The sequence below is a fragment of the Pseudorhizobium xiangyangii genome (genome assembly GCF_020531965.1).
GTDB lineage: Bacteria > Pseudomonadota > Alphaproteobacteria > Rhizobiales > Rhizobiaceae > Neorhizobium > Neorhizobium xiangyangii.
This window is the reverse complement of sequence record NZ_JAJAWH010000010.1, coordinates 147,293-164,315: the sequence shown is the minus strand read 5'-3', so window position 1 is coordinate 164,315 and position 17,023 is coordinate 147,293. Positions and strand designations below refer to the sequence as shown.

Here is a 17,023-nt window from a genome sequence, read left to right as displayed (position 1 = left end):
ACGCTTCAGGCAAACAACAAATGACACCTAAAGACAAGCCGAAGCGCGGCGTAGCCAAGCCCTTCGACCGCGAGACCAAGCCCAGAGCCTCTGCCAAGCCCGCCTTTTCGGCCAAGGCTGGGCTGAAGCCGAGGAAACCCGGCCCCGATAAATTCGGTGCGGAACAATCGCCGAAGGCTCCCAGGGAACGCCCTGCCACGGTCGCGGCCGACGCATCGGCAAAGCCGGAGCGCATCTCGAAGATCCTGGCGCGTGTCGGCGTCGCCTCCCGCCGCGATGTCGAGCGGATGATCATGGAAGGCCGCGTGCGGCTGAACGGGCAGGTTCTGGAGACACCGGTGGTGAATGCCACCCTGGCCGACCAGATCGAGGTGGACGGCATGCCGATCCGCGGCATCGAGCGCACCCGTCTCTGGCTCTATCACAAGCCGGCCGGTCTGGTGACGACCAACTCCGATCCGGAAGGTCGAGCCACCGTTTTCGACAACCTCCCGGAAGGTCTTCCGCGCGTTCTGTCCATCGGCCGCCTCGACATCAACACCGAGGGACTGCTGCTGCTGACGAATGATGGCGGGCTGTCCCGCGTGCTGGAGTTGCCGACGACCGGATGGCTGCGCCGCTACCGCGTGCGTGCGTACGGCGATGTCAAACAGGAAGACCTGGACAAGCTGAAGGACGGCATTGCCGTCGACGGCGTGCTCTATGGCTCGATCGAGGCTACGCTCGACCGCCAGCAGGGACACAATGTCTGGATCACCATGGGTCTGCGCGAAGGCAAGAACCGCGAGATCAAGAACGTGCTCGGCGTGCTCGGCCTCGAGGTCAACCGCCTGATACGTATCTCCTATGGCCCGTTCCAGCTTGGCGACCTTCCGGAAGGACAGGTTATCGAGGTGCGCGGCCGCACATTGCGCGACCAGTTGGGTCCTCGCCTGATCGAGGACGCCAAGGCGAATTTCGACGCGCCGATCTACAACGAGACGGCTGGTGACGAACCGGCGGAGACGGAGCGCCCTGCGAAAAGCGATACGCGGGAGCGGTCTGCTTGGTCCGGCGAAAAGAAGCGTGACGACCGTCGCGGTGGTGATTTTGCGCGCCCGGACACCCGGTCCGGCGATCGCAAGCCTGCAGGCAAGCCCTTTGGCGGCAAGTCCTTTGGCGCACGCGGGCGCGATGAGCAAAGCTTCGACGACGACAAGCCGAAGAAGCGTCCTCCGATGGGCACGAGCCGCACCGCCAACGTGTGGATGGCGCCGGGCGCTCGCCCGACGACGGAAAACAAGGCCAGGAAATCTTCCGCCCGCGCGGATGCCGAACGCCTGTTCGACAAGCCGAAGCCGCAGAACGACCGACCGGTGATTGTGAAGCGGGCGGACGATGACAGCGACTGGATCCGCGCCGATTCACCGCCCGAGGGACGCGATGAAAAGGGTGGCGATTTCGGCCGCAAGCGCTCCTTCGGCGACCGGCCGGATCGTGGCGGTGACCGCCCCGCCCGGAGTGGTGGCGAGCGTTCCTCCGGCGACAGGCCACGCGGCGAACGATCTTTCTCCGACAAGCCGCGCGGCGATCGCAAGCCACGCACCGAAGGTGATAGGCCGCGGGGCAAGCCGTTTTCCGCAGAGGGACGGTCTGACCGTCCTCGTGGCGAGAGACCATTCGGTGACCGTCCGGCTCGTAGCGACCGTCCGTTCTCCGACAGGCCGCAAGGCGATCGCAAGCCACGCGCCGAAGGTGATCGGCCACGGGGCAAGCCGTTTTCCGCAGAGGGACGGTCTGATCGTCCCCGTGGCGAGAGATCGTTCGGTGACCGTCCGGCTCGTAGCGACCGTCCGTTCTCCGACAGGCCGCAAGGCGATCGCAAGCCACGCGCCGAAGGTGATCGGCCGCGGAGCAAGCCGTTTTCCGCGGAGGCGCGGTCTGACCGTCCTCGTGGCGAGAGATCGTTCGGTGACCGTCCGGCTCGTAGCGACCGTCCGTTCTCCGACAGGCCGCAGGGCGATCGCAGGCCACGTACCGAAGGTGATCGTCCTCGTGGCGATCGTCCGGCAGGCGACAAACCATTCGGCGACAAGCCCCGCGGTGGAAAGCCATTTGGCGGCAAGCCGGGTGGTGGAAAATCCTTTGGTGGCAAGCCAGGTGGTGGCAAGTCGTTCGGCGGCAAGCCTTCCGGTGGACGTGGAAAGCCAGCTGGCGGTGGAAAGCCCGGTGGGCGTCCTGCCTCAGGCGGTCGCCCGTCCGGTGGCAAGCCACGCACACCCCGAGGATAAGAGACGATGCGGATCGTTGGGGGTGAATTCCGCGGCCGCACCCTGGCCGCGCCCAAATCGAACGACATCCGGCCGACCATCGACCGGACGCGTGAGAGCTTGTTCAACATCATCGGTCACGTCTACCCGGAAGCTGTCCAGCAGACGCGCGTGATCGATCTTTTTGCCGGTACCGGCGCAATCGGCCTCGAGGCCCTTTCGCGCGGTTGCCGGCATGCGCTGTTCGTCGAAAACAGCGTCGAGGGTCGCGGCCTCCTCTGGGAGAATATCGACAATTTTGGACTGCACGGGCGTGCACGCATCCTTCGCCGGGACGCCACCAAGCTCGGTAGCTCGGGGAATATCGAGCCCTTCCACCTGCTTTTTGCCGATCCGCCTTATGGTAAGAAGCTCGGCGAGACCGCCATGCAGGCGGCCCACGCGGGCGGATGGCTTGCCCCGGGTGCGTTGGCAATCCTCGAGGAGCAAGCCGACGTCGACCCGATTGTCGACGCTGCTTTCGTTCTGCTCGATCAACGCCTGTTCGGCGATACGCGCATGCACTTCTTCCGCTACCAGCCGCAATAGCGATGAACACCAAGCTCGCCCTGCCTGATGTAGGTGAGCCAAAGCATGAAGGTGACGTTACGTTTGCGATTGCCTTCGGCGGCGGCGGCGCGCGGGGCATTTCCCATATCTGCGTGATCGAAGCCCTCGACGAGCTGGGTATCCGGCCGGTTGCCATCTCGGGCTCTTCCATCGGCGCCATCATGGGCGCCGGCATGGCGGCCGGAATGACCGGCAGCGATATCCGTGCCTTCACGCTGGAGACCATCGGCCATCGCGCCAATCTGGCGAACAAGCTGTGGAGCCTCGGACCCGCATCCATGCGTGACAAGCTTGGCGGCTTCCGGTTCGGCCATTTCAATCTGGAACTGATCCTGAAGGCGCTGTTGCCGGAGCAAATTCCGTCCGACTTCTCGGATCTCGAAATCCCGCTCAAGATCATGGCAACGGACTACTACGGCCAGGCGGAGGTGGTGATAGAGGAAGGGGACCTGCGAACGGCAATCGCCGCATCGGCGGCTCTTCCCGGTATCTTCATGCCGATCCTGGTCAACGGCCGCATCATGATCGACGGCGGCATCTTCAATCCGGTGCCGTATGAACACCTGATGGGTCTGGCCGATGTCGTCATCGGAGTGGATGTCATCGGCGCGCCGGAGGGTGACGGCTCGACGCCTCCGACACGCATCGACAGCATGTTCGGCGCCAGCCAATTGATGATGCAGTCCGCCATGGCGTTGAAGCTCAAGCTGCAACCGCCGCACATCTTCCTGCGCCCGCCGGTCAACAGGTTCCGCGTCCTCGACTTCCTGAAGGCAAAGGAGATCCTGGACCAGGCGGACAGCGTGAAAGAGGACCTGAAACGTGCCGTCGAGGCGATCCTTCTCGCAAGATAACTAGGATGCTTCCCGGGGCTCCTGATCGTCCGGCATCGAGACGTGTTTCGGCTTGATCAGCGGCTCGGGCTTCACCGGACGGTTATGGAGCATGTGCCGACCGGCGGCCAGGCCTTCGGCGGCCTGGATCAGCAGGCGGTCCTCGTCGCGCTTGCGAATATCGTCCTCGATGGCTTCCGCCTCTGCCGTGCTCATTCCCAGTGCCTCCAGCGACTTGCGCCCGAACAGCAGGCCGGATTCCAGCGTCTCGCGCAATTCGTAGTCCACGCCTCGCCCGCGCAGCGAAATCGTGTGGATGCGATCGTAGGAGCGGACGAACAGCCGGACGTTGGGGAATTCGGAGCGGATGAGATCGACGATCTTGTCCGTCACCTGCCGGTTCTGCGTCAGCACGGCGACGATCTTCGCCCTCTCGATGCCCGACGCCAGTAGAACATTCTTGCGGGTGCCGTCGCCGAAATAGATGCGGAAGCCGAAGGAGGCGGCCTGCCGGATGCGATCGGCGGAATCGTCTATCACCGTCACGTGGCGTCCGCCCGCAAGCAGGATCTGGGCGGCGATCTGGCCAAAGCGTGAAAACCCGATCATCAGCACGTCGGCGCCCGCGCCCTCGAAGTCCTCGTCGAGATCCTCTCGCTCCACTTTCAGGAGCTTCTTGGAGATAACCGCACCGAGGGGCGTCAGCGCCATGGACAGGGTGACGATGGCGATGAGGAGCGACGCGGTGGCGGACGAAAGCAGGCCGGCCGCCGTAGCGGTCGTGAACAGCACGAAACCGAATTCGCCGCCCTGCGGGAGGAGGAAGGCGATCCGCAGGGCGTCATTGTGGTGCGACTTCAAAAGGCGGCAGAGGCCGTAGATGATCGCACCCTTGATGATCATGAAGACCGGCACCGCGATGAGGATGAAGCCAAGCTGCTCCCACAGCACCCGAACCTCCAGCGACAGGCCGACGGCGATGAAGAACAGCGCCAGCAACAGGCCGCGAAACGGCTCGATGTCGGCCTCCAGTTCGTGGCGATAGGAGGATTCCGCCAGCATGACGCCGGCCAGGAAAGCGCCCATGGCCATCGACAGGCCGACGGCATGCATCGCTGCGGCCGATCCTAGGACGATGAGGAGCGCGGTCGCTATCATCACCTCGCGCGCTCCGGTGCGGGCAATGATCTGGAAGAGAGGGGTCAGGAGATAGCGCCCGGCCAGTATCATTGTCGCGATCGCGGCAATCGCGATGACCATTCCGCTCATGGCGGATGGCCCGGTCTCATCCACACCCGTCGCAAGAACGCTGATCAAGGCGAGGAGCGGCACGATTGCCAGATCCTGGAAGAGCAGGATGGCGAAGGAGCGCTGCCCGTATCGGCTGTTGAGGTCGCCCTCGTCGTTCAGGATCTGCATGGCGAAGGCGGTCGAGGACATAGCAAGGCCGAAGCCGATGATGATGCTGCCGCGCCAGTCGGTAACGTCGGCAAGTAGCGCAAGGCCGGTCAGGGCCACGCCGGAAAGGATGACCTGTGCCGGTCCCAGGCCGAACACGTCACCGCGCATCTGCCAGAGCCGGGAAGGCTTCAGCTCGAGGCCGATAAGGAAGAGCAGGAAAACGATGCCGAATTCCGCCACATCCAGCACTTCTTCCGTCTCGCTGATCCCGTGCAGGATCGGTCCGATGACGACACCTGCAGCCAGATAGCCGAGTATCGTCCCAAGCCCCAGCTTGCGGAAGATCGGTGCTGCGATCACGGCACCCGCGAGAAGCACCAGCATTTGCGAGAAAAGTGAACCGGTTTCGGTCATGCGAAATCTACCTTGCGGGATCTATGTATGGAAGAATCAGCGTGCAAGCCTTGATGCCTTCAATGCCGCACAATAAATGGAGCGGCAACGAAAGGTACACAATGACCTCCGCGATTGACTCTGACACTCTCCTCTCCCGCGCCAGCGAACTGATAGACCTGGCAAAAGCTGCGGGTGCCGACAAGGCCGATGCCGTCGTCGTCCGCTCCCGCTCCCGCTCGGTCACCGTGCGGCTCGGCAAGGTGGAAGGCACGGAAGCATCGGAGAGCGACGACTTCTCCCTGCGCGTCTTCGTCGGCAACCGGGTGGCGAGCGTCTCGGCCAATCCGGGCTTCGACATGAAGACCCTCGCCGAGCGGGCCGTCGCCATGGCCAGGGTCTCGCCGGAGGATCCCTACGTCTGCCTTGCAGACGAAAAGGATCTCGCGCGAACCTATCCTGATCTCGAACTCTTCGACTCGACGGATGTGCCGACCGACAGCCTGCGCGAAGCCGCGCTGGAAACGGAACAGGCTGCTCTCGATGTCGACGGGGTGACAAGTTCTTCGGGTGCCGGCGCCTCGGGCGGCATGGGCGGCCTCGTCCTTGTTACCTCGCACGGATTTTCAGGCAGCTACATGGCCTCCCGGTTCGGCCGCTCGGTAAGCGTCATCGCCGGCGAGGGGACGAAGATGGAGCGCGACTACGACTTCGACAGCCGCCTCTATTTCGCCGATCTGGACGATGCCCGCACTATCGGCCGGCGCGCCGGCGAACGGGTCGTAAAACGGATCAATCCCCGCCAAGTGGATACCGTCAGCAACGTCACCGTCGTATTCGATCCGCGGATTGCGCGCGGCTTCGTCGGTCACATCGCGGGAGCCATCAATGGCGCGGCGGTCGCCCGCAAGACCAGCTTCCTGCGCGACAGGATGGGGGAGCAGGTTCTGAAATCCGGCCTGACTATTACCGATGATCCGCTGGTGGTCCGCGGTTCTTCCTCGCGTCCCTTCGACGGAGAGGGAGTATCCGGCGAGCGCCTGGAGATGATCGAGGACGGCGTCCTTAAGCACTGGTTCCTTTCGACGGGGACAGGCCGAGAACTGGGGCTTCCGACCAACGGCCGCGGTGTGCGCGGCGGCACCAATGTGTCGCCGGCCTCGACCAACCTTGCGCTGGAGCCGGGCGAAATTTCTCCGGAGGAGATGATCCGCGGCATCGGTAACGGCTTCTACGTCACCGAACTGATCGGCCAGGGCGTCAACATGATCACCGGCGAATACAGCCGTGGCGCCACCGGGTTCTGGATCGAGAACGGCGAGCTTTCCTTCGCCGTCTCCGGGGTGACGATCGCGTCGAACCTCAAGGACATGTTCATGCGCCTGACGCCGGCAAACGATATCGACCGGAAGTTCGGCATTGCGTCTCCCACGATAGCCATCGAGGGCATGACCCTCGCCGGGCTCTGACGCCAATGGATGGCGACCGCCACGACTGGCAGGCGGATCTGGCGCTCATCCTGGAGGCTGCCAGGGAGGCGGGCAAGGTCGCCCATTCCTATTTCGGCCAGTCTCCTGAAGTCTGGTGGAAGAACGAAGGTCGATCGCCGGTGAGTGCTGCCGATTTTGCAGCCAACGACCGCCTTGAAAAGCTCCTGGTGGCTGCAAGACCGAACTACGGTTGGCTCTCCGAGGAAACGGACGACGACAGCGCCCGCCTCACGCGCGAGACGCTCTTCGTCGTCGATCCGATCGACGGTACGCGGGCGTTCATAGCCGGCGAGAAAACCTGGTGCGTTTCGGTTGCTGTGGTCCATCGCGGTCAGCCGGTCGCCGGGGTCCTTGTGGCACCCGCTCTTGATGAGGAGTTCTGGGCCAGCGTCGGGCAACCTGCGTTGAAGAATGGCGAGCCGATCGAGGTCTCCCATCCCGACCCCTCCTTGCCGCTGACGTTGGCGCTCGCGGAAGATCTCCTTCACAAGATGGCGCCGTCCTACCAGCACGGGATCCGTCGCGTGCGCCATGTCCCGTCGCTCGCCTACAGGCTGGCGATGACGGCCGATGGCAGCATCGACGGGACAATCGTGAAGCGGAACTCCCATGACTGGGATCTCGCCGCTGCGGACATCATTCTGGAACGTGCCGGCGGTCTTCTGGTTGATACGAACGGGCATCGGCTCGTCTACAATCGCGAGAGCGTCACGCATGGAATACTGCTTGCGGGAACTGAAGTGGCTCTAGACAAGCTGCGCACGTTCATGCCAGACGAACCGGCAGATTGACGTTTTCTCCCCAGTGCCTCAGAGAGTGTGCGGGAGGACAAGCTGAAGGAACCTGTCATGGCGGAATCGAGCGAAAAGAAACAACTTCTCCACCTCGTCTTTGGCGGCGAACTCGCCAGCCTCGAAGGTGTTCAGTTCAAGGATCTCAAGGATCTCGATATCGTCGGCATCTACCCCGACTACGCCACGGCGCTGGTCGCCTGGCGGTCGAAGGCCCAGGCGACGGTCGATAATGCGGAAATGCGCTACTTCATCGTGCACATGCACAAGCTGCTCGACCCTGAAACAACTGGCGCCTGAGCATCATATCAGGGGATATCGGGCTGCGGCGGCTAGATGCCGCAGTCCTTCTGGGGCATCCTGCATGCCCTATTTTGACGCATTTATAGATTTATGGATTTGGCGACAGATAATTGAGCGGAGGAGTTGAGATTGGCGGACACGGCCATGGATCGAGAGCAGGCGCGATGAGCAGAGGCTTGGCGCGCTTGGCGCTGACCGGCTACCGCGTGGCCGGCATCCTCCTCTATCCGCTGGCCGGCCCCTATCTCACCTATCGCATGTTCAAGGGCAAGGAAGACCGTCACAGACGTTCCGAGCGCCTTGGCCATGCCAGTGCTCCACGACCTCGCGGCCCCCTGGTATGGGCGCATGCGGCGAGCGTCGGCGAGACGATGGCGCTTATTCCGCTCCTGCGGGAGCTGGGCCGCCGGGACATCCATGTCCTGCTGACCACCGGAACGGTCACTTCCGCGGAACTGGTGAAGAACCGCCTGGGAGACCAGGTGATCCACCAATACGTCCCCATCGATCTGAAGTTTCCGATGAAGCGGTTCATCTCCTATTGGCAGCCGGACGCCTGCATCACTGCGGAGTCTGAAATCTGGCCGACGACGGTCATGGAACTGGCACGGCGACGAATTCCGCAGATAAGGGTCAACGCCCGCATCTCGGATCGCTCGTTCGCGCGCTGGCGGAACAATGACAATCTCGCCGAGGCGCTTTTCGGCAAAATGGCGCTGGTCGTGGCGCAGTCCGATCTCGATGCGGAACGCTTCCGCGATCTGGGCGCCTGGCCTGTTCTGGTCTCCGGTAACCTGAAGGGCGATACCGATCCGCCGCCTTGCGATCTGGCGTTGCTTGAGCGCTATCGACAGGAGATCGGCGAACGGAAGACCTGGGCCGCTATCTCGACCTTCGAAGGCGAAGAAAAGGCCGCGGCGGGCATCCATAAGGCGCTGAAATCACGCGACGGCCAGCTGACCATCATCGTGCCGCGGCATCCGGATCGCGCCGATGCCATCGAGGAAATGCTGAAGGCGCAAGGCCTTGTCGTTGCCCGTCGTTCGCGGAATGATCCCCTGACGGCAGAAACCGACATCTTCCTCGGCGATTCCATCGGAGAAATGGGCCTCTACCTGCGCCTCACGGAAGTGGCCTTTGTCGGGCGCTCCCTGACGGGCGAGGGTGGGCAGAACCCGCTCGAGCCGGCGATGCTCGGATGCGCCGTACTTTCTGGAAGCAACGTCCAGAACTTCCGCGATGTCTATTCCAACCTCGTGCGCAAGGGCGCAGCCCGCCTCGTCCGCGACGTGGAAATGTTGGCAAAGGCAGTGCACTATCTGCTTGGCAACGATCTTGCCCGACGCAAGATGATCGATGCCGGCCAGGAAACGGTGACCGAAATGCGGGGCGCGTTGTCCGTGACGGTCAAGGCGCTCGAGCCCTACATCAATCCTCTGACGGTAAGTGCGCGGCTCCAGCCGAGAGCAGCCGCCGCGCAATGACAGGCAGACCCCTCTCTGACATCGCGGGCATTCTGTTCGACAAGGATGGGACGCTCATCCGCTACGACGAAAGCTGGGGTCCGGTGAACCGCGAGGCGGCGCGGATTGCAGCGGCCGGTGATACCGAACTGGAGCCGACCCTCCTGCTGGCGGCCGGCATGGATCCGGTTTCGGGCCTCACCCGCGCCGACAGCCTGTTTGCTGCAGGCAACGCTGCGGAGATCGCGCTCGGCTTGGTCGCCGCCGGATCGCCTCTCGATGCGGCGGACCTGACCATACTGCTCGACGGGCTTTTCGTTCGGGCCACGGAATATGCTGTTCCGGTGACCGATCTGCATACGTTGTTTTCCGGGCTGAAGGCGCGGGGCTTCAAGCTCGGCATAGCGTCGAGCGACAACGAAATGTCGATCCGGCAAACTGTCGAGCGTTTCAGGATCACCGACTACGTCGATTTCGTTGCAGGTTACGACAGCGGTTTCGGAACGAAGCCGGATCCCGGCATGGTTCTCGGTTTCTGCGCGGCGACGCGACTTGAACCCTGGCAGGTGGCGATGGTCGGCGACAACAACCACGATCTCCATATGGGGTTGAGCGCCGGCGCAGGCCTGAAGGTCGGCGTGCTGAGCGGCACCGGCTCCCGCGAAACCCTGTCGCAGAATGCTGATGTCTGCCTGGAGGACATCTCCACGCTCGAGGCCCTGCTGGAGGGTAAAGCCGCCTCGTAGAAGTGGTGGCTGGTGCCCGGGACTTGCCTTTTCTGTGAAATGTCCATTTTGTGCCTGCTGGTCCATTCGGGGTAAGCGGGCAGGGGAGTGTTGCGTATGGTTTCGGAAGCGCCGCCATTCTGGTGGACGAAGGCCGATTGGCGTGCCTGGGCCCTGGCCCCGCTGTCTTTTGTCTACGGCAAGGTGGCCGGCCGGCGACTGGCCAGGGGCAAGCGCGGAAGCGTCCCCGCGCCGGTCATCTGCGTGGGCAATTTTACCGTCGGAGGCGCGGGCAAGACGCCGACCGCGATGGCGCTGGCGAAAGCAGCCAGGGAGATGGGCTACACGCCCGGTTTCCTCACTCGTGGCTATGGCGGCTCCCTTGATGTCACGACGATCGTTGACGCCCATCATCACAAAGCCACGGCCGTTGGCGACGAGGCTCTTCTGCTTTCGCGCGTGGCGACGACGGTGATCTCCCGGCGACGTGTCGATGGTGCCCACAAGCTGATCTCCGAAGGCGTCGACCTCATCATCATGGATGACGGTTTTCAGAGCGCCCGGCTGGAGCTAGATTTTGCGCTGATCGTCATCGACAGTTTGCGAGGGGTCGGTAACGGCCATCTCGTGCCGGGAGGACCTGTGCGGGCGCCGATCCCGGAGCAGATGCGCCAGCTTTCCGCGATCCTGAAGGTCGGCAATGGCGATGCCGCCGATCAGCTGGTGCGGCAGGCGGCCCGCGCCGGAAAATCGGTCTACGTGGCATCGATCAAGCCGCGCGAGGCGGCGGATCTGCTGGGAAAACCCGTTCTCGCCTTCGCCGGGATCGCGGATCCGGGCAAGTTCTATCGAACGGTTGAATCGCTGGGCGGGCAACTCGCCTTGAAACGCTCCTTTCCCGATCACCACTACTTCAGTGAGGACGAGATCAGCGAATTGCTGAGCGATGCCGATCGGCAGGGACTTCTCCCGGTCACGACGGCCAAGGATGCGGTGCGGCTGTCCGGCGTTCACGGTCCGGCCGAGGAGCTTTTCAGGAAAGCGCACGTCGTGGAGATCGATATGGTTTTCGACGATCCGCGTGCGCCGGCAAAGATCATCGATCTCGCAGTTTCGGCTTACCGCCGGAGAAGGCTTCGCGAAAACAGGGATAGCGCCTGATCGTTGTGGTTAGGCTCGGGCCTGTTGATTGGGCAGCACGCCGGCGTGCTTGTCGGCATCAAACGAAGCCCCTGCATCGACGTAAGCCTCCTGGCGGGCAACGCTCCAGTAGCGTAGCTCGTCAAGCGGGATCGAGACGCCGGTGATCGCGCAGACGACGTGGGAACCTGACGTCAGGATCTGATAGTCGCCGTCGAGATACCGGATCTTGGCTTCCCGGCTGCCGCTTCCCTCGAACCGGTTCATCTTTCGTCTCCTGCGGAAAATCATGCGCCATTGCTCTATCGCGAGCGACGCGTGAATGCCAGTCCTCTTTGCTGGAACAGGCAGTCAGCTGCGCCCGAACAGCCGCTCGATGTCCGACAGTTTCAGCTCGATATAGGTGGGTCGGCCGTGGTTGCACTGGCCCGATCCCGGTGTTGCCTCCATCTGCCTCAGCAGTGCGTTCATCTCTTCCGGGCGAAGCCGCCGGCCGGAGCGGACAGAGCCGTGGCAGGCCATGGTGGCTGCAACATGCTCGAGCCGGCTTTTCAATCCGCCGGACGTGTTCCACTCCGCGATCTCATCGGAGAGGTCGCGAACCAGGCTGACCGCGTCCATCTCGCCCAGCATGGCCGGCGTTTCGCGCACCGCGATAGCGCCCGGGCCGAAGCGCTCGATAGACAGTCCGAAGCGGTCGAGCTCGGTGGCATGGCTCATCAGACGGTCGCAGTCTTCCTCGGGCAGATCGACGATCTCGGGGATCAGCAGGGTCTGGGAGGCGAGACGTCCGGCGTCGATCGACTTGCGCATCGCTTCGAACACAAGCCGTTCGTGAGCGGCATGCTGATCGACGATGACGAGACCGTTCTCCGTCTGGGCGACGATGTAGTTTTCGTGCAGCTGCGCACGCGCTGCACCCAGTCGATGTTGTGGAGATGGCTCGCCGCTGCCGTTGGCATCGGTCGAAAAACCCTCAGGCTGCAAAGGTTGATCCGCCCGTGCGGATGGCGTGATGAACGCATCGAACGCGGCCTGTGGGCGCTCGCCAAAGCCATGCATAGGCGAAAGCGGTCGAGATGGCGATGTTGCCGGGGTCCACGGAGAGGCAGGGGTCGAGGCCGCAAACCCGGGGCGAAACGCTCGCATCAGCCCCGCGCCGCCGGTCGTCGAGGCACGACTGCCTTCGCGGGCAAGTGCCTCGCGGATGGCGCCGACGATCAGCCCGCGCACGAGGCCGGGATCACGGAACCGGACGTCTGCCTTGGCAGGATGAACGTTGACGTCCACGAGAGCCGGATCGAGCGTGATCGACAGGACCGCGACCGGATAGCGGCCCGAGGGTATTGTTTCGGCATAGGCGCCGCGGACTGCCGACAGGATCAGCTTGTCCTGTACGGGCCGGCCGTTCACGAAAGCATACTGATGGCCGGAATTGCCGCGATTGAATGTCGGGACGCCGGCAAAGCCGGTCAGCGCGACATCCTCGCGTTCCGCGTCGATCTCGATCGCGTTCTCCCGAAACTCCTGCCCCAGGATCTGGGCGATCCGCGCCAGGTGATCGTCGCCGGTTGATGGCAGCTCGAGCGTCGATCGGTCGGCCCCGGAGAGGACGAAACGAACGGAAGGAAAGGCGATTGCCATCCGCTTCACCATCTCGGTGATCGCCGCCGTTTCTGCTCTCTCGGACTTCAGGAACTTGAGGCGCGCAGGTGTCGCGAAGAAGATGTCGCGGACCTCGACCACGGTGCCGGAGTTGGCAGCGGCCGGTCGTACCGGCGACGTCCGCCCGCCGACAACCGATACCTGCGATCCTTCCTCGTCGCCCTGACGACGACTTGTGATCGTCAGCTTCGCAACAGAGCCGATGGAGGGCAGGGCTTCGCCCCGAAAACCCAGGGTTCGGATATCGTCCAGCGTTTCGCTGATCTTGGAGGTGCAGTGACGCCGGACAGCGAGATCGAGATCGGCTGCGTCCATTCCGCCGCCGTTATCGGTGATCCGGATCAGGCTCTTGCCGCCTCCGGCGGTCGCGATCTCGATACGGGTCGCACCCGCATCGATGGCGTTTTCGATCAGTTCCTTCGCAGCGCTGGCGGGGCGTTCGATGACTTCGCCGGCGGCAATCTGGTTGATGAGGGTTTCCGGTAGAAGTTTTACGGGCATGAGCCAGTTTTCCAGGATTCTCGGAGCGTTGAAAAGCCCTTGTTAGGATTAAGCGGGTCTTAAGGGTATAGCTCCTAGGATGTCGGCCTTGACCTGGAGTTCCCAACTCCCCGAATGTTTTGATGACGGACTGCTGGAGTACCGTCATTCCAAGGTGGCATTCGCGCAAACCAGCATGTTCCCGATATGCATGGCAAGGACCGCAAGCGTGGTGTCCACGGCAAAGTATGAGCTACGTCATGGATTGTCCGCGAACTGCGCGGAGGGTAGCGATGAATGACGTCGCAATCACGGACCTCGGCATTGCCAATATGCTGCTGGACGTCATCTGTGACGTGCTTCCTTCCGCCATTCTGGTTTACGACCGTAGCGATCACCTGATCTATGCTGGCGGTCAGGTGCAAATTCTGGCCTCCGTCCCGGAGACCCTCCTGGTGCCGGGGACCCGCCTGCGTGACATTCTCAGTGCGATCTTCGATGGCCTGGATCCCAACACGCTGAGGAGTGCACGCTCGCGCCGAACGGTAACGAAAGAGAACTGGATCGCCGAGCAGATCTCCTCGTTGTGGAAGGAGCGCGTCGAGCACTTCGAAAAACGCGGAAGCGATCGCTGGATCCAGTACCTCAAGCGGCGGCTGCCAAATGGTTACGGCGTCTGCATCGTTCGCGACGCGTCGGAGCAAAAAAATCGCGAAGAGCAGTGGCGGATTGGCACCGAGCGCATCGAGATCGTCGAGGAAGTCCTGGACGAACTCCCGTTTCCGGTCTGTGTGAAGTCGGCCAAGCTTGTTTATGTCGCCGTAAACCAGGCTTTCTGCCATTTTGTTGGCCGGTCGCCAAAGGATATCGTCGGACAGATGCCATCCGATCTGTTCGAGGATGCCGTCGCCAAACGCCTGGAGGGAGCCGGACGACAGATCATCAAGAACGGCATCTCCGTCACATCGCATGAGCTGCTCGCCGGGCCCGATGGTTCGGAGGTCGGCGCGGTTGTCCGAAAGTTCAGGGTTGGCAAGCCGGGCCGCTATCACGTGGTCACGGCCATGGAGCCTGTGTCCGCGTCGGCCGAGGAAGGACACGTCGGCTCGCTCGCCGTCGCCGTGAAGCCGGTGTCTGCCCAGCAAGGACTGGCTCTTCAGGAAATCGAGGGAAAAAAGGTTCTTGTGGTCACCACGGACGAGACGGCAGCTGCCGGCGCATCCGAAGCGTTGTCTCGCCTGGGAGCGGAAACCTCCATCGTTTCCGACGCAGAGGAACTGGAGTTGTTCCTTTCCTTTGCCGAGGATGCCGGTGTCGCTGTTGATCTTATTCTGATGGACGACGAACTTGCCCTGTCCTGTGCGGCTGCCGCGAAGAAGCATCAGGTGCCGGTGGTGGCGGTGGATACGACGCAGATCGAGTCCGACGCGCTCAATCTTGTGGCCGAGATATTCGAAAGGAGCACGACGACGAGGCAGCCGACGCCCGCACCCGCTCCGACGGACCAGATGATCGACGTGCTGGTGGCGGAGGACAATCCGGTCAACCAGATCGTCTTTTCGCAGATACTGGAAGGTTTCGGTTACCGCTACGCGATCGCGGCCAACGGAGTGGAGGCCGTCAGGCTATGGCACGACCGGTCTCCCCGGATCGTGCTCATGGATGTGACACTGCCGGAAATGAACGGGTTCGAGGCATGCCGCCGCATCCGGGAGCTGAAGGCCGGTGCCGTGCAGACGCCGATTGTCGGCGTACTGGCTCATCCATTTGATCGAGACCGTGACGAGTGCTTCGCGTCAGGTATGGACGATGTCATCCTGAAGCCGATCAGCCCTGAAATGCTGGAGGCCGTTTTGCTGTCGCAGATGCACCGCCGCGAGGCTGGTACCGCCTGAATATGGCAGCGCTGGGCAAGGGGGAATGTTAATCTTTCTCCCGCATCGTTCGGCGAATGTATAGAGAGTATCGGATTTCCGCATGACGTCGGTGGGCAATCCAATGCCGCAGGTCAGTCAGAATGAACTGCAGGCAATGGCGTACAGCGACCCGCTTACTGGCCTTGGCAATCGTTATCGGTTGCGGGACAAGGTGCGAATGCTTGCGACGGAACGGGCACAGGATCCGGCGCCCTTCACCATCTGCATCGCCAATCTCGATGGCTTCAAGCCGATCAATGATCTCTTCGGCGCGGAAGCCGGAGACGAAATCCTTTGCCAGGTCGCCCACCGTCTCAAGGCTTGCATTCCTGACGGGGCGACAGTGACGCGTCACGACGGTGACGAGTTCGCGTTCATCCTGCCACTGGTGTTCGAGCGCAACGGTGCCGAACGTATCGGCCAGATGATGAAGGACGTCTTGTCGGCGCCCTATGACCTGGGTGATCGCAACGTCCGCCTCTCGGCGTCGTTCGGCTTTGCAATCTACCCCTTTGCCGGCGAAGAGTACGAAGAGCTCCTGAAGAGTGCGGAGACCGCCCTCTATCGGTCCAAACGACGCGGGCGGGGCCAGATTACGGTCTATTCCAGCGAAATTGCACAGGAGATGAAGCGCGCCACGCAGCTTGAGCAGGCCCTCAGAACGGCCGTCATAGCGGATGCGGTCGATGCCCATTTCCAGCCGATTGTCCGGCTGAGTGACGGAGCGGTCCTCGGTTTCGAGGCGTTGGCGCGGTGGATCGATGCAGACTTGGGGTTCGTATCGCCGTCCGTCTTCGTTCCGCTCGCCGAAGAGCGGGGCTTCATCGATGCCTTGTCTGAAACGCTGTTGCGGAAGTCGGCGGAAGCGGCGCTTTCCTGGCCGCGGGACCTCTTCCTGTCATTTAATCTGTCGTCAGCGCAGTTGATGGACCCCAGCACGGCGGACACGATACTGTCGATCCTGTCCCGGGTTGGGCTGGACCCGCGTCGTCTGGAACTGGAGATCACCGAGACGGCGGTCATGACCTGCGCCGATACCGCCTATCGCATCATCACGGACCTGCAGGCGAAGGGTGTGCGGATTTCGCTTGATGATTTCGGCACCGGACAGTCAAGCCTGGGACGGCTCCGCGACTTCACCTTCGACAAGGTCAAGATCGACCGTGCGTTCGTCTCGCAGATCACCACGGACCGGGCGTCCGAACACATCGTCAAGGCAATTATCGCCATGTGTGATGGCCTCGACCTGCAGGTTGTCGCGGAAGGCATCGAGGATCATGCCGACGCAGAAAAACTGAAGTCTCTCGGATGCAGGATGGGGCAGGGCTACTATTACGGCAGGCCCGCAGACAGCCTGGCTACCCTGAAATATCTTGAGAACCATTATAGGCACTCGTCGCCATTTCGCCGTCCCCCGACTATGGCGGATCTGCCCGGATTTATCCCGCGAGGACCTGAAATCGCTTAGGAAGGTTAGATCCGGCTTACGGTTCTCAAACCTGGCCATCTGCTGAAGCCGCGCCTTCTTGAGTTGTACCCCTCAAACATGAAGAGCGGCGCCGCAG

14 protein-coding genes are annotated in these 17,023 nt (G+C 62.5%); 11 read left to right on the top strand and 3 right to left on the bottom strand.

Annotated features, from left to right (window positions below; genetic code table 11):
• Positions 1 to 20: 20 nt before the first annotated feature.
• The 3 genes from LH464_RS11405 to LH464_RS11395 are packed head-to-tail and all read left to right on the top strand — an operon-like array spanning position 21 to position 3,712.
• A complete protein-coding gene (locus LH464_RS11405) occupies positions 21 to 2,270 on the top strand; it encodes a pseudouridine synthase (RefSeq protein WP_226786501.1) in 2,250 nt (749 codons plus the stop codon).
• Between the two features lie 6 nt (positions 2,271 to 2,276).
• On the top strand, positions 2,277 to 2,837 hold the full coding sequence (gene rsmD / locus LH464_RS11400; protein WP_226786500.1) for a 16S rRNA (guanine(966)-N(2))-methyltransferase RsmD: 561 nt from the start codon (positions 2,277 to 2,279) through the stop codon (positions 2,835 to 2,837).
• 2 nt (positions 2,838 to 2,839) lie between these two features.
• Positions 2,840 to 3,712 carry a patatin-like phospholipase family protein gene (locus tag LH464_RS11395; protein WP_226786499.1) on the top strand — a complete coding sequence of 291 codons (873 nt, stop codon included), beginning with the start codon at positions 2,840 to 2,842 and terminating at the stop codon, positions 3,710 to 3,712.
• Here the strand turns inward: LH464_RS11395 and LH464_RS11390 are convergent, their stop codons facing one another.
• Entirely contained in the window at positions 3,713 to 5,506 is a 1,794-nt protein-coding gene (locus LH464_RS11390; protein ID WP_226786498.1) for a monovalent cation:proton antiporter-2 (CPA2) family protein, read from the bottom strand. It lies immediately after the preceding gene.
• A 101-nt stretch (positions 5,507 to 5,607) separates the two neighbouring features.
• On the opposite strand from LH464_RS11390, the gene LH464_RS11385 reads away from it, so the two are divergent.
• The 6 genes from LH464_RS11385 (at position 5,608) to lpxK (ending at position 11,418) form a co-directional block, all read left to right on the top strand.
• Positions 5,608 to 6,954: a TldD/PmbA family protein gene (locus tag LH464_RS11385; RefSeq protein WP_226786497.1), complete on the top strand. Its 1,347-nt coding sequence runs from the start codon at positions 5,608 to 5,610 to the stop codon at positions 6,952 to 6,954.
• Positions 6,955 to 6,959: 5 nt separating this feature from the next.
• The gene (locus LH464_RS11380; protein ID WP_226786496.1) at positions 6,960 to 7,766 is read left to right on the top strand and encodes a 3'(2'),5'-bisphosphate nucleotidase CysQ; all 807 of its coding nucleotides are present in this window, start codon (positions 6,960 to 6,962) and stop codon (positions 7,764 to 7,766) included.
• 57 nt (positions 7,767 to 7,823) lie between these two features.
• Complete coding sequence (locus LH464_RS11375; protein ID WP_226786495.1) at positions 7,824 to 8,066, top strand: DUF4170 domain-containing protein; 243 nt, start codon at positions 7,824 to 7,826, stop codon at positions 8,064 to 8,066.
• Positions 8,067 to 8,233: 167 nt separating this feature from the next.
• Positions 8,234 to 9,553 carry a lipid IV(A) 3-deoxy-D-manno-octulosonic acid transferase gene (gene waaA, locus LH464_RS11370; protein WP_226786494.1) on the top strand — a complete coding sequence of 440 codons (1,320 nt, stop codon included), beginning with the start codon at positions 8,234 to 8,236 and terminating at the stop codon, positions 9,551 to 9,553.
• A complete protein-coding gene (locus LH464_RS11365) occupies positions 9,550 to 10,278 on the top strand; it encodes an HAD family hydrolase (protein ID WP_226786493.1) in 729 nt (242 codons plus the stop codon). The genes waaA and LH464_RS11365 overlap by 4 nt, the downstream gene beginning before the upstream one ends.
• A 96-nt stretch (positions 10,279 to 10,374) precedes the next feature.
• Positions 10,375 to 11,418 (top strand): tetraacyldisaccharide 4'-kinase, encoded by a 1,044-nt coding sequence (lpxK, locus tag LH464_RS11360; protein WP_226786492.1) that lies wholly within the window; start codon positions 10,375 to 10,377, stop codon positions 11,416 to 11,418.
• 9 nt (positions 11,419 to 11,427) lie between these two features.
• Here lpxK and LH464_RS11355 read toward each other — a convergent pair whose 3' ends face one another.
• Both LH464_RS11355 and mutL read right to left on the bottom strand, forming a co-directional pair.
• Positions 11,428 to 11,664 (bottom strand): DUF2093 domain-containing protein, encoded by a 237-nt coding sequence (locus LH464_RS11355; RefSeq protein ID WP_226786491.1) that lies wholly within the window; start codon positions 11,662 to 11,664, stop codon positions 11,428 to 11,430.
• Between the two features lie 84 nt (positions 11,665 to 11,748).
• A complete protein-coding gene (gene mutL / locus LH464_RS11350) occupies positions 11,749 to 13,563 on the bottom strand; it encodes a DNA mismatch repair endonuclease MutL (protein WP_226786490.1) in 1,815 nt (604 codons plus the stop codon).
• 272 nt (positions 13,564 to 13,835) lie between these two features.
• Here mutL and LH464_RS11345 point away from each other — a divergent pair, with 272 nt between their 5' ends.
• The gene (locus LH464_RS11345; RefSeq protein ID WP_226786489.1) at positions 13,836 to 15,437 is read left to right on the top strand and encodes a response regulator; all 1,602 of its coding nucleotides are present in this window, start codon (positions 13,836 to 13,838) and stop codon (positions 15,435 to 15,437) included.
• Between the two features lie 82 nt (positions 15,438 to 15,519).
• Positions 15,520 to 16,926 carry a putative bifunctional diguanylate cyclase/phosphodiesterase gene (locus tag LH464_RS11340; protein ID WP_226786488.1) on the top strand — a complete coding sequence of 469 codons (1,407 nt, stop codon included), beginning with the start codon at positions 15,520 to 15,522 and terminating at the stop codon, positions 16,924 to 16,926.
• Positions 16,927 to 17,023: the final 97 nt, after the last annotated feature.

Coding starts and splice junctions, on each gene's coding strand:
- mutL (WP_226786490.1), bottom strand. CDS start 13,563: ATGCCCGTAAAACTTCTACCGGAAACCCTCATCAACCAGATTGCCGCC.
- LH464_RS11345 (WP_226786489.1), top strand. CDS start 13,836: ATGAATGACGTCGCAATCACGGACCTCGGCATTGCCAATATGCTGCTG.
- LH464_RS11355 (WP_226786491.1), bottom strand. CDS start 11,664: ATGAACCGGTTCGAGGGAAGCGGCAGCCGGGAAGCCAAGATCCGGTAT.
- LH464_RS11395 (WP_226786499.1), top strand. CDS start 2,840: ATGAACACCAAGCTCGCCCTGCCTGATGTAGGTGAGCCAAAGCATGAA.
- LH464_RS11390 (WP_226786498.1), bottom strand. CDS start 5,506: ATGACCGAAACCGGTTCACTTTTCTCGCAAATGCTGGTGCTTCTCGCG.
- LH464_RS11340 (WP_226786488.1), top strand. CDS start 15,520: ATGACGTCGGTGGGCAATCCAATGCCGCAGGTCAGTCAGAATGAACTG.
- LH464_RS11405 (WP_226786501.1), top strand. CDS start 21: ATGACACCTAAAGACAAGCCGAAGCGCGGCGTAGCCAAGCCCTTCGAC.
- rsmD (WP_226786500.1), top strand. CDS start 2,277: ATGCGGATCGTTGGGGGTGAATTCCGCGGCCGCACCCTGGCCGCGCCC.
- lpxK (WP_226786492.1), top strand. CDS start 10,375: ATGGTTTCGGAAGCGCCGCCATTCTGGTGGACGAAGGCCGATTGGCGT.
- LH464_RS11365 (WP_226786493.1), top strand. CDS start 9,550: ATGACAGGCAGACCCCTCTCTGACATCGCGGGCATTCTGTTCGACAAG.
- LH464_RS11375 (WP_226786495.1), top strand. CDS start 7,824: ATGGCGGAATCGAGCGAAAAGAAACAACTTCTCCACCTCGTCTTTGGC.
- LH464_RS11380 (WP_226786496.1), top strand. CDS start 6,960: ATGGATGGCGACCGCCACGACTGGCAGGCGGATCTGGCGCTCATCCTG.
- waaA (WP_226786494.1), top strand. CDS start 8,234: ATGAGCAGAGGCTTGGCGCGCTTGGCGCTGACCGGCTACCGCGTGGCC.
- LH464_RS11385 (WP_226786497.1), top strand. CDS start 5,608: ATGACCTCCGCGATTGACTCTGACACTCTCCTCTCCCGCGCCAGCGAA.